Raw genomic sequence first — 15,756 nt, forward strand, 5'->3', positions numbered from 1 at the left:
TATCCTGTTAACAAAATGTATTCTTAAGTTTAACATGTTATTAACTCAAAAAACAACTAAATATGATCAAGAACGTACTAAAATTACTGTTTGTGATATGCTTATTTGGATTTCAAAATCTGGAAGCACAAACAACAGTAAAAGGAACGATAACAGATGCTCAAAGCGGAATTCCGATCCCTGGAGCAAATGTTGTTGTTAAAGGAACGAAGACAAGTACCTCATCAGATTTTGATGGTAAGTATTCTATCAGTGTTCCAAATCAATCAGCAGTTTTGGTTTTCTCTTATGTTGGTTCTGCCCCACAAGAAATAGCAGTAGGAAGCCAAACTACGATTAATGCAGCTTTAGGTGCTGCGACACAGCAACTAGGAGAGGTAGTGGTTACAGCTCTTGGTATTAAGAGAGAGAAAAAAGCCATTACGTATTCTGCACAAAACATTGCAGTAGGAGAGCTCTCAGAAGCAAGATCATTAAACGTTGCCAACTCACTTTCGGGTAAAGTTGCGGGTCTTAACTTCTCTACAACTTCAAATGGTGTTGGTTCTTCTTCAAGAATTACATTAAGAGGTAACAGGTCTCTTAATGGTAACAACCAGCCTCTTTATGTAGTAGATGGTGTGCCAATTAGTAACGGAACTACAACAACAAACCCTGATATTGATACAGGAGGAACAACTCAGCCAGACGGTATTTCAAACATTAATCCTGAAGATATTGCTTCGATGACTGTATTGAAAGGACCATCTGCAGCCGCTCTTTATGGATCAAGAGCGAGTAACGGGGTTATTGTAATTACTACAAAATCCGGAAAGGCAGGAAAAACATCAGTTTCTTTATCATCTAATTTTATGGCATCATCTGCTTACAATTTGATGAACTTACAAAATGAGTATGGTCAGGGAACAAATGGTGCATATGTTGCGAATTCTCCTTCAAGCTGGGGAGGTAAATTAGACGGAAGCCAGGTTTCAAACTGGCAGTTAGTTCGTAACCCAAATTATGCGGGGCCGGCTACACAAAGTTATTCTCCACAACCAAACAACGTTATCGATTTTTACAAAACAGGTTATAATTTAGCCAATACATTAACTGTTACTGCAGGTAACGAAAAAGCACAAGGGTACTTCTCTTACACTAACACCCGTGCTGAAGGTATTGTTGGCGGAAACCAATTAGACAGACACAATCTTAACTTAAGATTGACTAGTAAACTTTCTGATAAATTATCTCTTGATGTAAAAACAAACTACATCGTTCAGGATATCGATAACTTATTAAGAACTGGTGAAGAATCTATCGGAACATCAGCTTATTTATTACCTCGTAGTATCGCATTCAATGATTATAAAAACTTTGAGTATTTTGATGCTGCAGGACAAAGACAATTAAACTATTTTATCGACGAAACTGGATCTCCGGGTGGAAACCCATTCTGGTCTGCTTTAAGAGACGATGCTCGTACAGATAAAAGAAACAGATTTATTGGTTTAGCTTCTCTTAAATATGAGTTCACAAAAACTTTAAGCTTACAAGGTAGAGCAGGTTTAGACCAAATGACAAACAAAAATGTTAGAAACAGATACGCTACTGCAGCTTTCAACAACAATTTAGGTTCATATAGTGAATCTTATGAAACTGTAAGTGAATTCAATGCTGACGTTTTACTTTCTTACAATGAAAAATTTGGAGATTTTTCTGTTGGACTTAATGGTGGTGCAAACGTGCTGCAGCAAAATAGTTCAGCTTTAAACTCTGGAGGTGTTTTAAGTAAAAGAAACTATTTTGCCCTAAGTAACGTTTCAACAATTACCTCTACATCAACTGCTTCAGAAAAAAGAATTAACTCTGTATATGCATTTGGACAACTTGGTTTCAGAAACTATTTATTCTTAGACTTAACAGCTAGAAATGACTGGTCTTCTACAATTCCTAAAGATTATTTTTACCCATCTGTAGGTCTTTCAGCTGTAATTTCAGATATGGCTAAATTACCAGAAGTAATCAGCTTTGCAAAAGTAAGAGCTTCTTATGCACAAGTTGGTAACGATACAGATCCTTATCAAACACAACAAAGATTCTCATATATTGGAGGAAATGGTGGTATGTTGTACGGACAAAGCACAAAAGCAAATCCAAACTTAAAACCGGAGATTTCTTCTTCTACAGAATTTGGTGCTGATGTTAGATTCTTTAATAACCGTTTAGGATTAGATTTCACATATTTCAATTCATTAACAGACAATCAAATTTTCTACATCAATACTCCTGAGTCTTCTGGATATTCAAGAGCAATTGTAAATGGTGGAGATATTCAAAATAAAGGTATCGAGCTTACACTTACTGCAACTCCTATCCAAACAGAAAACTTTAGCTGGGATATTACAGCAAACTACGCTTCTTATAAATCAAAAGTTAAATCTATTGCTGACGGAAGAGAAGAGTTAGTTTTGGGAGAAGGACGTTTAGTTAGAAGTAAAGTTGTAGTAGGCGGAGAATACGGAGATTTATACATTAAAGGTTTCCAAAGAGATCCAAACGGAAATATTATTGTAAACAGTGCAGGTATTCCATTAGCAACAAATAGTTTTGATGTTCGTGCAGGAAACTTTAATCCAGACTGGACAGGTGGTATCAAAAACAACTTTAGATACAAAGATTTCTCTTTAAGTTTCTTAGTTGATTTTAGAATTGGCGGCGAAGTTATTTCATACACTCAGGCAAGACAAGCAGGTTTAGGGGTAAGTGATATTACTTTAGCAGGAAGAGAAGGCGGAATCGTTGTTAATGGTGTTGTAGCTAATGGAAACGGAACTTATTCTCCAAATACAACAAGCATTACAGCAGAACAATACTGGACAGCAATTGGACAAAGAACACCTATCGCAGAACCTTTTATTTATGATGCAACAAACATCAGATTAAGAGAGCTTGTATTTGGTTATTCATTACCAAAACGTGTATTAGGTAATTCAGGGTTTTCAAGCATCGATTTTTCATTAGTAGGAAGAAATTTATTCTTCTTCGTGAACAAAGCGAAATATTTTGATCCGGAAGCTGGTGCAGGTACAGGAAACTTGCAAGGTATAGAATCTTTCAACATTCCTTCTACGAGAGATTATGGAGTTAATGTGAAATTTGGATTTTAATTAAATAAAGAGACATCATGAAATATAGTTTTAAAATAAAAACATTAGGAGTTGCATTAATGGCAGTTTCTATTTTATCAAGCTGTTCAAAAGACTTTGATGAAATAAACAAAGATCCTAATTCTCTTACTGAAGATCAGTTAGATGCTACACTTGCAGGCCCATCATTTGCATCGGCACTTTATGCAGGTATTCATAATGGATCTTACTCATCACCAGGAGTTGATGATCAGGGAACATGGGGTATTGCTACCGGTATTCTATCTTCTACTTTTATTCACTATTTAAACTGTGGATATGGTACAGAAAGAAATGCATTCGTAAACGGTTACGAAGGACGTGGATGGACAAGATTCTACACAGTTGCTGTTCCGGCTATAAACAATGCTATTAAAGCATCTGAAGGAAATGCTGAAGCTTTGGCAGTTCTTAAAATCTGGAAAGTTTTCATGTACAATCAAATGGTAGATGCTTACGGACCAATTCCTTATACTGAGGCTGGAAATGGTAAAGAGAAAGTACCTTACGATAGTGTAGAAGATATTTACACAGATTTCTTCAAATTGTTAGATGAGGCAAACGCAACTTTATCAAGCACTTCTTTAACAACGGTAGCTTCACTTCAGCCAAACGATCGTTTGTATGGTGGAAACGTAGCTAACTGGAGAGTATTTGGAAACAGTATGAGACTTCGTCTTGCATTAAGAATTTCTGATAAAGAACCTGCAAAAGCAAAAACTCAGGCAGAAGCAGCTGTAGCGGCAGGAGTTATGACTACTAATGCTCAAAGCGCTTTCTTTAAAGCAAGTAATATTACGCCAAACAACTTAAATATGATCGTAAACAGCTGGGGATATGTAATGACAGCTTCTATGGAAAGTATTTTGGTTGGATATAATGATCCTCGTTTAGAAAAATGGTTTGCACCTCTGGATGCTAATGCGACACCAAAAGTGTACAGAGGAAATCCGGTTGGAGGTTTAGAAGATCAGTTTGGAACAACTAAATTCTCAGCTTTTAACAATGATGTTATGGGTAACGGAGCTGCAGGAAACTTAAGCGAATCTAAAAACATCGAAGTGTTCATGGCTTCTGAGAACTATTTAAGCAGAGCAGAAGGCGCATTAAACGGATGGAATATGGGCGGAACAGCTCAAAGTTTATATGAAACGGGTATTAGATTATCTCTTGCACAATGGGGAATCACAGATGCTGCAACTGTAAATGCTTATATTTCAGGAACAACTCTGCCAACACTGCCAAATATTCTAACTGTTTATCCAGCTTTAGATTTATATGATATTCCGGTAAAATTGCCAGTAGCCTGGTCTGCAACAGAAGCAAACCAAAGAACACAAATTGCAGTTCAAAAATACTTAGCTATTTTCCCTGAATCTTGGGAAGCTTGGTCAGATTTACGAAGAAGTGATGCAAAAGTTATTTATCCGCCATTAAACACAGATAATAATGATGCAGGAGTTGGAAAAAGTTTGATGAAGAGAATTATCTATACAACAAACGAATATTCTTCAAACAAAGATGCCGTTACAGACGGTATTACAAAACTTGGCGGACCTGATACAGGTGGAACCAAACTTTGGTGGGATACAAAATAATTATTTGGTTGAGTAAAGAGGCACACAATCTTTGCTTAGAATTCAAAAGGAGAGGAAACTCTCCTTTTGTTTTATATAAAAGTTAGATTATGAATTTAAAAAAATACGGCGTAGTAGTTTTATTGGTTTCGGTTTTTTTGGGTTGTAAATCAATTCAAAACGAACCAAAAGCAGTAAATATTACCCAAAATTATGTAGCAGAAAATCCGGTTACAGCTGCAAGTCATGCATCAACATTGGTAGAATTAGAAAATAATACTCTTTTAGCAGCTTGGTTTGGTGGAAAATACGAAGGTGCAAAAGACGTAAGCATTTACATTTCTTCGTATAAAGAAAATAAATGGTCAGCACCTAAAAAAATCATTGAACCTTTAATCAAAGATGGAGATACACTGCCATGCTGGAATCCGGTTTTGTTTAAAAGCAAAAGCCAGAATTTGTATTTATTTTATAAAGTGGGAAAAAATCCGAGAGAATGGTTTGGAGCCATGATAGTTTCTAAAGATGATGGAAAAACGTGGAGTAATCCAAAATATCTTCCAAAAGGAATTTTAGGACCAATCAGAAATAAACCAATCGAAACCACTCCCGGAATTATTTTATGCGGAAGCAGTACCGAAAGTATCGACGATAACAAATGGAGAGTATTTATAGAAACTTACACAGAAGCTACAGACAGCTGGACAATTACCGATATTAATGACAAGAAAAATTTCGATATTATTCAGCCTACATTTTTAGTTCATTCTGCTAAAGAAATCCAGATTTTATCCCGAAGCCGACATAATAAATTGATTTCGAGTTGGTCTGAAGATAACGGAAAAACGTGGCAGAAAACGGATAGTATAAATGTAGTAAATTCAAACTCCGGAGTTGATGCCGTAACTTTATCGAATAAAGCATTTTTATTGGTAAACAATCCATTAAAAATGGGAAAAGATTGGTTTAACGGAAGAAATGTTCTGGATGTTGAATTTTCTAAAGATGGTGTAAACTGGACAAAATTATTTGATCTGGAAAATCAGCCGAAAGGAGAATTCAGTTATCCGGCCATAATTCAGACATCAGATAAAAAAATCCATATTTTGTATACTTACAATCGAAAGTTTATCAAGCATACAACATTCGATTTAAAATAAATTTTAAAACAGTATTATTCAAAAATACTGTCTAGCCTTAGATTTTTGAATTGTAATAAACTTTTATGGCACACAGATGACACGGATTTGCTTCGCAAAGTCGCGGATAAACACAGATCTCTTTATAAAAGCTATAATATAAAATCCGTTCTAATCAGCGTTTTCACGAAGTGAATCCGTGTCATCCGCGTGCCATTTTTTAGATTAATAACTATGAAATTGAATATTGTTTTTTGCTTCTTTTTTATGAGTATTATTTCAAATGCTCAAAAGAATACTATGGCAGAGACGTTTTACAAACACGATAAATATCTTTCTTCAGATAAATTAGAAGGTCGGTTTGTGGGAACAAAAGGAAATAACGATGCAGCTTCGTACATCAAAAAATATTTCAAAAAGTATGGATTAAAGGAATTTAATAACAACTATTATCAGTCTTTTAAAGTATTTGTAAAAGAAGGAATCAACAAAGCAAAATCCGATAGCGTTTCGACCCAAAATGTTGTAGGATATATCGAAGGATCGGACGAAAAACTCAAAAATGAATTTATTGTAATCGGCGCACATTACGATCATTGGGGCTGGGGCGGAAGCGGTTCCGGAAGTAAAAAGAAAGATACAATTGCCATTCATAACGGAGCCGATGACAATGCATCCGGAGTTTCGGCTTTGTTGTGTATTTTACAAGAAGTTTCTAAACTGAAAATAAAACCTAAAAGAAGCATCATTTTTATTTCTTTCAGTGGAGAAGAAGAAGGATTATTAGGTTCGAAATATTTCATAAATCATTTACCAGTTAAAAAAGAAGCCATAAAAGTAATGCTGAATATGGATATGGTAGGAAGATTAAATGCCGAAAAACAAATCTATATGGGCGGCGCAGGAACTTTCCCAAACGGAGTCGAACTCATGAAAAAACTAGGCCAAAACAGCGGACTTAATCCGGTTGTATTTGCTGGAGATGTTGGCGGATCTGATCATGTTTCTTTTTACAAAGCTTCAATTTCTGCCGTTGGTTTTCACACAGGCGGACATCCGCAATATCATACTCCCGAAGATGACATTGATTTAATTAATTTTGAAGGAGGGGCTTTGGTTAGTAAGTATATTTATAATGCTTTGGTAAGTATTGCGAATTATGATGAGGAGTTGGTTTTTATAAAGCGGGATTAAAGGAATAATCATTTTGCAAATTTAGGAAAACAAAAAAATATGAGCTTTTGTTAGAAGGTGATAAAGAGAAAAATTCTTATTTGAGAAAGTTGTTGAATGAGATATGATTTCTAAAAAAATAACAAAAAAAAGAGACCTAAAGTCTCTTTTTTTTGTTAAAATAAAACATATTTCTATAAATCAAGCACAAAATTTGAGAGATTTGTATTTTCTTCTAATAATTGATTATTAATTAACACATTAAATCTGCCAGCACATAAAGTGTCTATTGTTTTATCTTTATAATAGATAACTATTTTTCTTCTTACATCTACATACTTATTTTTTTTTCTTTTTTTTGTCTTTTTTAAGAGATTTTCAAGTTCTGTCAAAATTGATTTGTCTTCTATTGATTTATCTTTTACATGACTGCCAAAAGTTAGGTTGAAATCTTGACAGCTAACATCAGAACCCGTATCAATATTTAGATTTACTGAGTGTATCACTATTTTATTAATACTTGTTTCTTTTGTTTTGTTACAGGCGAAAGCGCTGAAAACTAATATTATTAATGTAAATAACTTATTCATTTCTTTATGTTTTTGCAGGCATATATAAAGGTTTGGTTACAGGGATATTTGATGTAGAACTTTTGGTTGGTACTTTAAAACCTTTATGATCAGTTCTAGTAATTCCATTTTTCTTCTTGATTTCACCTAAAGCTCTTGCAGTTCTTAATTCAGATCCAGTAATAACTCTTTCCCCGCTATTCAAAGTGTTCTTTTATCTAGTAATCACGCTGCGCAAATGTCTCAGACTTTGCGCTATTACAAACAAATATATTTAAAAAACATAGACTCCTCAAAGTCTCTGAATTTAAAATAATTTAGAAATAAGCTTAAACGTAATCTCATTAATAAGTTTATTCAAAAAAGTCAAAGACTTTGACACGCTTATAATTTCTAAGAACAAAAAAATTGCGCAAAGTCAGAGACATTTGCGCAGCTTTTCAGTTGAACACTTCGGAGAGCGAGGGTAACTTTTTCAGTTGAATTCTTCGGAGAGCAGGAGCATTATAAAATGAAAAAAACAGCCCGAAGGCTGTCTTAATTTTATGATATATTAATATAAATATTTGATTTCCTGTAAATGTTAGAGGCAATAATTAACCACCAACACATCTGATACATTACCGATCCAATTTTTTACTGATAATTATTCAATTCCAGCATGTTAGAAATATAAATTTCAATATCACTAACGTTGAAACATTACCATGCAAAATGCCACCCTTAACTTTGTCTTCATTTTAATTTTTACATCCAATCCTCACTTTTCATGATAGACTTGTAAAATTTTCCCATCGTGTTTCTGTATTTCGATGTAAGCTGCACCACCTTTCACTGAATGAACTGTACCAATTACAACCCATACATTATTTTCATTAAGTTTAGCTACATACGGTTTTTCTTCATAAATATTTTCTCCATAAATAGGAAGCCAAATTGCTTCTGCAATTTTAATCGCTGTTTCTGCATTTGGAACAACATCTTTTTTAAATGAATAAGGACTTTTCTTAGTTTTTATCTCCCTTATAAATTTTTTTTCACCTTTATTTTCTTTACTCCCTGAATTACAAGAAGTCATAAGAAAAATTAAAATAAACAATGTATAAATTTTATTTTTCATAATATTTTTTTTATAAGAACCCATATCCGGTTCGTCCATTTGGTTTTGGTTTTGGTTTTGGTTTTGGTTTTGGTTTTGGTTTTGGTGCTGGATTTGGCGTTGGCGTTGGCGTTGGCTTTGGCTTTGGTGTGTTTGGAGCAGGAAGCGGTTTTGGTGATCCCGGATCTTTAGGGTCATATGGTAAATCTTTATAAATTACAAACACAAGAGGATCAGTTTTTGGTGAATAAAACTGTAAAGTCCCATCGGGTGCCGTTAAATAACCATTTATTTTCATTTTTCTATTTCCCGCTTTGTCTGGTACAGAAAAATCGTCATTGTAATGATCTTCATCATAAGAACCATGGCTATGTACATCCGCAGTTGGAATAGTACCAGCTGGGGCAGGACTTGGAGTAACTCGATAACCTAACTTACTTATTTCAGGTGGACCATACGAATATTTTGTTTTTCCTTTAACTTTACTCTTACCAATGGTTGAACCATACTCTTTTGAGCTTTTTATCGAAGCAGCATTGTACTGTTCTCCCCAGTTTAAAGCGGCTTCTTCTTCCGTATTAAACAATTTATATGGCTCCAAACCTTCTAATTCTCTACAATCTATCACACGATTCCCGCTAAAGACGTATGGTGCCCAATCATTATAATCTTCAGTTAATGGGTCAATAGTCATAAATCTACCAATCGTATAATCGTAGTTTCTATACTTAAAACTGTCCCAGTTCAGTCCCAGCTCGTCCTGACGCTCCTGCTCTTGGAACTTATACTTATTATCAGTTCCATTAATGGTACCATTATATCCTTTCTGCATTAATCCAAAAGCATAGTAATTGTTTTCCTGTACAATTTCACTGGTGTTTACAACGCCGTTATTGTCTTTGTCCTGATAGCTTAAACGTATATTTCCTAAATGGTCTTTGTACTGGTAAATATAGCTATAAATTCCCGCATTGTAAACTATATACCCTTCAGGCTGAGAGAACTGCTTTAAAATATTGTTTTCATATATAAAACTTCCTGCATAATCGGTACTGCTTCCTGTACTTATAGTTTTACGCAGTTTTACGCCTTCAGCATCATATACATAATTTATGGTACCTCCGTTTATAACTACTGAGGTAGGAAGGTTTAAATGATTGTAACTTATGGCTGTAATTTTTTTATTGGCATCGGTCTTCATGTTACCGTTATTATCATAAGTATACTCCACAGTTGTACTGCTTCCATTATTAAATCCTTCTGTACTGCCAGAGGTATCTTCAACTTTGGTAAGTTTGTTTCCTGTATCATAGGTATAGGCCAGATTGTCCATTGTACCAAACGTTGTAGCTGTAACGTTTGTGTTTCCTAATCTAAGGATACTCATGATATTTCCGTTTTTATCATAACTTAAGCCTTCGTTGTACCTTCCTGCGTTAAGAGTTGAGTTGTCTGTAGCCTGAGTCAATCGGTTTAATTGGTCATAGGTATAGGTATAATTTTTTAAGCTGCTGTCAGTATTGGCTGTTTTCCAAAAAGTCTGACTGATATTTCCATTAAACAATGGTGTTCCGGAAGTTGGTGTATTGTAGTTAATTTGAAAAGCAAACAGTTTGCTTCCAAGTGTAGTAACATTATTGATACCTTTCAGCCAGCCTCTCACATTATAAGTATAATCGATACTCTGCAGTCGTGACTGTGAGATTTTACCTCCAACCCCTTTTGTCATTAACTGTCCTAGATTATCATAGGCATTATCAGCGATAACTTCCTGTGCCTGGCTGTTTATGGTTTGTTTTTGTGTCAATAAGCGTCCGACATGATCGTAATCAAAAACATCCACTAATGTAATCTGCGGGTCTGTTCCTTTTTGATGTGTACTGGTTGTTTCTATAGGTTTATCTGTAAAATCAAGTTTTGTTTTAACAGTAGCTGTAACTGTCAGGTAATTATTTTTGCTGTAGTTGTAAATAGGCCTTCCTTTTGCATCATAATAGTTTACATTGGTAATCCAATTGCTGGTGCCTAGAACACGTATTTTAGAGCAGGTATTTAATCCTTTTGCATTGGAAATAGGGGTAATTCCGTAAGACTGAACTGAAGTTCCTCCATCCAGATCAATACTGCTGTAATCATCATAATAAGTTATTGTGAACAAATCTAATCCTGTATTTGGAAAAGCGTTATTAGAATAATTTACCGAAGTTGTATTAATAGTCAAAGGCGTTGTAACTTTACTCTCGAATACAGCTGCCGCTGCATTGGCAAGTCCCTGAACTGCAGTTCTGCTTACTTGTGTGGCATTTACATAGTCACCCGTATAAACAGGTCTGCTAAAAGCATCGTATTTAGTAAACAGCCATTTATTGGCAATTCTTAGATTGGCATCTTGTGTCAAAATAGGCCTGTCTAATTTATCGTAAATAATATATTCCCAATCTTTACCGGGAAGTTTTTTCTCTACCAATCTGTTTTTATCATCATATTTATATTGATAACATAATTCATTTAAGACGGCTGCAGTGACTGCTCCATCGGCTTTTGGCGGAATAACATAGGTTAAATTACCATAGATATCATAAACATAATAGGTTTCATGCGATGTATTGGTTAAAACCAGATTTACCATCGAGTTTCCGTAGGTTTTTTTGAGTATGGTACGGCCTTCTTTATCTTTAAATTCCTCAGTGGTATTATTAGTTCCGGAAGTCCAGTTTTCATTTTTTATTACTGTTTTATAAAGCTGGCTGCCTCCATAATAAGTAGTTCCTGCACTATTACCTAAACTTATATCGTATACTCCCTGAGAAGCATTCCAGGTTGTTACTGCAGTAAATAGCTTAACATTATCGGCAGCTGTATTTGCTGTGTAATCTGTTTTTATTTCATGACCAGAATTAACAGCCCATGCACTTCCCGGTGCACCCTGCATTAGAGCTCGGTTTAAAGGAGAATCTTCAAACTTTGTTTGAGAAAATGGGTTAGGAGTCGTACTGTTAATATCTGCAGGATAATTTGAAACATAATAGCTGTTAGTACTTGCATCAGCTCCGGTTCTATAGGAAGCAATTGTTCCTGTCGCTGCCATGAAAGGAAGATAATTTTTATCCTGCCTTCCAAATCCGTCATAACCAATATGGGTTACAATATCCTGTTTACTTGGAGAAGCTTTTATGGCGATATTTTGTACAGGTCTTCCCAGTCCATCAAAATAAGTAATAGATTCTATAACATCTTTATTGTTTGAAATTCCCGAGGTACTAGCCATTGGGGTTTGAAATGTTCTGGTGAAAATATAATTTTCATTTGAAAAATTCAACGGAATATAAGAATCTGCATTAACTGTTGCTAAAAATGTACTGCCTGATTGTATTAAAGTTGTCGGCTGTAGCGTAATACTCTGCGTAGCAATAAGCGTTTCAGTACCTGTAACTGTATAATTGCTTTTTGTTATAGTAGCAGGTATCTGTGTTGCGACTTTAAATGATATAAAAACCAATAAAAGGCTGATATAGATATTTTTTAGGATATTTTTCATCGTGATATTAGTTTTTATAGTAGTATTGGTTTTCAGAAATCAAATTGCCTTGTGCATCTTTTACAAATTGCAGCCTTCCGGCACTGTCATAAGTATACGTTATCTTGTCTCCTTTAGGGTCTGTGATTGTGCTTACCCCAACGAGTGGCAGATAGGTATAAGTGGTTACCATCGCATTTGGCAGAGCTGTTCTTAAAGCATTAAGAGCGGTAATAAGGTCAGCTTCAGTTCCTGTATTGGAAAGGTTCTGCAGGTTGGCAGCATAAGATGAAACCTGGCTGTAATTAGCATTTTCGATTTTGGCAATAGGCTGTGATTTATTATATCCCCAGATAATTGAAACAGGTGTGCCGTTTTCAAGGGAATATTCCAGAACATTTCCATTACCTAATGTAACACTGTTGATAACATCAGTATCATAAAGCGTAAAATTTATTTTACGATTAGCATTATTAAACGGGAAGGTTTCAACAAGTCCTTTTGAAGAGTGAATTTCAGTAGGTAAAAGCAGATTGCCGGTAGCAGTAGTCTGCCCGTATTTAGTCATAGATTCTGATGTCTGTACATTATTGACAAAAGTTTCAGTTTTGATTGGTTTATCAATTTTGTTTAGGTTTATTAAGCCTTGCATCTCTGTAGTCTGTCCTGTAGAAAGTAAATCCTGAGGGTAGCTTAACTGGGTTCTTAATGTTTCATTTTTACTGTTTACGGTTTCAGTTTTGGTCAGCTGATAATGAAGCGGGTTTTCGTAGCTGTAAGTAGTTACTTTTTGGTTAGTTGGGTTTTCATTATCATCGTATTCTGTTTATGTTGTGGTCGTAATTTCTTTTTTTCCTTGTGAAGTTTGTCCAACTGCATAATAAAACATTCCTGAGCAAAAATCAGCATTTTGGTTGTATGGCAGGGCAAATGAATCTGGATAATCCTCAGGGAAAACAGGCGCTGCAAAATTACTAAAGACAACATTGTAAGCTAACGATTGTTGTTTTAAAATAATATATTGATTGACAATACTACGAATTATCTTGTATGTATTTGGTGAGGTGCCATTTTTATAAATATTTGTTTTTAATAATGATCCTTGGTTCCACATATCATTTTTGAAAAAAGTAAATGATAAATACATTAATGTAGTTTCAAATGGCTGATTATTTCCTCCAGTCTCTATTCTATATTGAGGCGATTGAAAAACTTTTGGTAGACTTCCTGCACTAAAATCGAATAAACGAGATAAAGGAATATTTTCATAAAAATATTCTGTTTTACCATTATTACTTGCGGTTATAGCATCCACATCAAATTCTGTAACTTTTCCATAGGTTATGGATGGAGAACCTCCAGTATTGTTATCAAAGATTGATGAACTTGAAAAAACTGGTAATATATCATCGGAAGTTGTGGTTTGGAAAGTACCTCTTACATAACAGCCATTACCTTCTTTAACTAATGGGTTTTCGTTTTCATATAAGTATTGCTTTATAGCAACAGGATTACTATTCTTTCCATCATAAGATTTAATAGATTTTATTCTTAATCCCCCGGTTAGTTTTACTGTAGGTGTAGTTGTGCTTCCTGAGTTTTCCTGCCAGCTTGCTGTAATAGAAGTGAATGGGCATCCATAAGCGCCAATATTTCCTGATCTGTATTCTGTCGCAGATAAAGTATGACTTGAGTTGTTAAACTCTCGAACATATGTGTATGATCCTCCCATAGTTAGGGGCGCTGGTCTTCCAAAATACTCACTATCATATTTAACATTTGTGTTACCAGCTCCAGATTCTTGCGTAGCAGCAGAGAATGAAATATTTAATTTTCCGCTTCCTAAAACATAATTAACAGGAGTAAATACTTTACTTGTTGAGCTGGGACCATAATTAGAATTACAACCAGTACCGTAAACTACTACTGTTGAGGTTTTATTTAAAATAGTGGGAGTTGTTACATTTTCAATATATCTATTAGCTTCATATTCAAAAATTGAATAACCACCTTCTGGATATATTATTTTTTGTAATATCCCAGACTTCATTAAAGTCTCATTGGCAGTTCGATCACCATTTCCAACTGTTGTATAATAATTGTTTCGTATATCACCTGATATACGATCTAATCTTGTAGGTGGAGATAAATTACCTGTATTAGCATTTATATAACCCCAAAAATCTTTTTTGGTTGTTCCTCTTGATGGAAGCGTTGTCCCTTCATATTCAAACAAATGTTTTACATTTAGCGTATTGTTTATAATTTGTGTGAGTTTTAAAGATTTATCACGACTGCTAATATTTTTTGTAGAATTATAAGAATTTGGATTACTTATCCCATCATTTGGATCTGATGTTGTTCTAAATCCTCCCGCTCGGTTATAATAGTCATAAACAAAACTATATTCATTAATTAAAGTTTTTGTAATACCTTTAAGATTATAAATACTTATCTTATCTAATTTATAATCGTCTATTAAATCTAACCTGTTTTGGTTAGAGTTAAATTCGACAATTCCGTTGTTAAAATTTATTGATGTTAAAAATTGTCTGCTTGAGTTTGTTTTATCTGGGAAAATAGATTTTAGGGTAGCTGTCTTATTAGGGGCAATCGCATTGTCAATTAACTGTTCACCAGTCACTATTTGATAATCATAAACACTTGCAAGTGATTTATATTTGAATGAAATTATATCATTTGAACTTTTGCTATTAGGTGGGATAATTTCAGTTAAAAACCATGAAGAAACATAATCTGGTTTGTAAATGTCTGATGTGTTGTGAACAGTTTCATTAGCATTGTAACCATCTAAAGATTGCCCAAATCTGTAAATTGTTCCATCTGCTTTAGTTATTTCTAATGTCTGTGTGTTAGTTAGCAACTGATTATTAAATGAAGATGTTTTTACTACTGTATTTTGAAGATCTTTAAATACAGGTTTATTATTTACAAAATAAAAAGTTCCAGATAGGCCAGGAGCATTTATTATAAATTCATCATATGCAGTATCAACAGGATTTACTCTATATGGATTATACTGTGAATACAAAAAATTATAATTTGCTTGTGTAAATGCAGCATTATTTATATCAGGAACTCCATAACCAGTATCAGGAATACCTTTTACATTTCTGACAACGGCCCCTCCCGAGTTTAAATTCCATCCTAAACCTACCCAAGAAGCAAGTTCATCTAATTGAATTCCTGTACTATTATAGTTCATATTAATAGGTACGGTTAATTCTTTAGTTTTAATAGTATAAAGCGGAATACTAATATTGATTTTTCCTGTTGAATAATCCACAGGAAACAAACCTTCTTTAGCAAATGAAGCTGCATTAGGGCTTACAGGGAAATAATTAGGAAGATCTTTGTTAGTTTGGGAGAGAATTGCATTTGGAAGAATAAATGCGATTAGCAGTAATTTTAAAAAGGTTGTTTTAGACATATTTGGCGTAAATATTAGAAATGTTAAATGCTTGTAATGCTTTTGTAAGAAAATACAAGTTTAG

Annotated in this window: 10 protein-coding genes; 4 read left to right on the plus strand and 6 right to left on the minus strand. The window is 34.3% G+C overall.

Annotated elements, in window-relative coordinates:
• Nucleotides 1-62 precede the first annotated feature (62 nt).
• The 4 genes from BUC29_RS20680 (at nucleotide 63) to BUC29_RS20695 (ending at nucleotide 7,077) form a co-directional block, all read left to right on the plus strand.
• On the plus strand, nucleotides 63-3,149 hold the full coding sequence (locus tag BUC29_RS20680) for a SusC/RagA family TonB-linked outer membrane protein (RefSeq protein WP_073418421.1): 3,087 nt from the start codon (nucleotides 63-65) through the stop codon (nucleotides 3,147-3,149).
• Between the two features lie 17 nt (nucleotides 3,150-3,166).
• A complete protein-coding gene (locus BUC29_RS20685) occupies nucleotides 3,167-4,765 on the plus strand; it encodes a SusD/RagB family nutrient-binding outer membrane lipoprotein (protein ID WP_073418423.1) in 1,599 nt (532 codons plus the stop codon).
• Nucleotides 4,766-4,854: 89 nt separating this feature from the next.
• A complete protein-coding gene (locus BUC29_RS20690; RefSeq protein ID WP_073418425.1) occupies nucleotides 4,855-5,904 on the plus strand; it encodes a sialidase family protein in 1,050 nt (349 codons plus the stop codon).
• Between the two features lie 279 nt (nucleotides 5,905-6,183).
• Nucleotides 6,184-7,077 (plus strand): M20/M25/M40 family metallo-hydrolase, encoded by an 894-nt coding sequence (locus BUC29_RS20695; RefSeq protein ID WP_244160859.1) that lies wholly within the window; start codon nucleotides 6,184-6,186, stop codon nucleotides 7,075-7,077.
• A 173-nt stretch (nucleotides 7,078-7,250) separates the two neighbouring features.
• Here the strand turns inward: BUC29_RS20695 and BUC29_RS20700 are convergent, their stop codons facing one another.
• From BUC29_RS20700 to BUC29_RS20725, 6 genes are all read right to left on the minus strand, one after another.
• On the minus strand, nucleotides 7,251-7,646 hold the full coding sequence (locus BUC29_RS20700; protein ID WP_073418429.1) for a hypothetical protein: 396 nt from the start codon (nucleotides 7,644-7,646) through the stop codon (nucleotides 7,251-7,253).
• Between the two features lie 4 nt (nucleotides 7,647-7,650).
• Nucleotides 7,651-7,830 carry a hypothetical protein gene (locus BUC29_RS20705; RefSeq protein ID WP_073418431.1) on the minus strand — a complete coding sequence of 60 codons (180 nt, stop codon included), beginning with the start codon at nucleotides 7,828-7,830 and terminating at the stop codon, nucleotides 7,651-7,653.
• Between the two features lie 555 nt (nucleotides 7,831-8,385).
• On the minus strand, nucleotides 8,386-8,784 hold the full coding sequence (locus BUC29_RS20710; RefSeq protein WP_084538697.1) for a YbbC/YhhH family protein: 399 nt from the start codon (nucleotides 8,782-8,784) through the stop codon (nucleotides 8,386-8,388).
• Nucleotides 8,756-12,262, minus strand: coding sequence for a DUF6443 domain-containing protein (locus BUC29_RS21750; RefSeq protein WP_073418434.1), 3,507 nt, complete (start codon nucleotides 12,260-12,262; stop codon nucleotides 8,756-8,758). Before BUC29_RS21750 ends, BUC29_RS20710 begins: the two co-directional genes overlap by 29 nt.
• 7 nt (nucleotides 12,263-12,269) lie before the next feature.
• Entirely contained in the window at nucleotides 12,270-12,893 is a 624-nt protein-coding gene (locus BUC29_RS20720; protein WP_073418436.1) for an RHS repeat domain-containing protein, read from the minus strand.
• A gap of 174 nt (nucleotides 12,894-13,067) precedes the next feature.
• Nucleotides 13,068-15,692 carry a hypothetical protein gene (locus BUC29_RS20725; RefSeq protein WP_073418439.1) on the minus strand — a complete coding sequence of 875 codons (2,625 nt, stop codon included), beginning with the start codon at nucleotides 15,690-15,692 and terminating at the stop codon, nucleotides 13,068-13,070.
• Nucleotides 15,693-15,756 lie beyond the last annotated feature (64 nt).

The sequence above is a fragment of the Flavobacterium defluvii genome (genome assembly GCF_900129555.1).
Classification (GTDB): domain Bacteria; phylum Bacteroidota; class Bacteroidia; order Flavobacteriales; family Flavobacteriaceae; genus Flavobacterium; species Flavobacterium defluvii.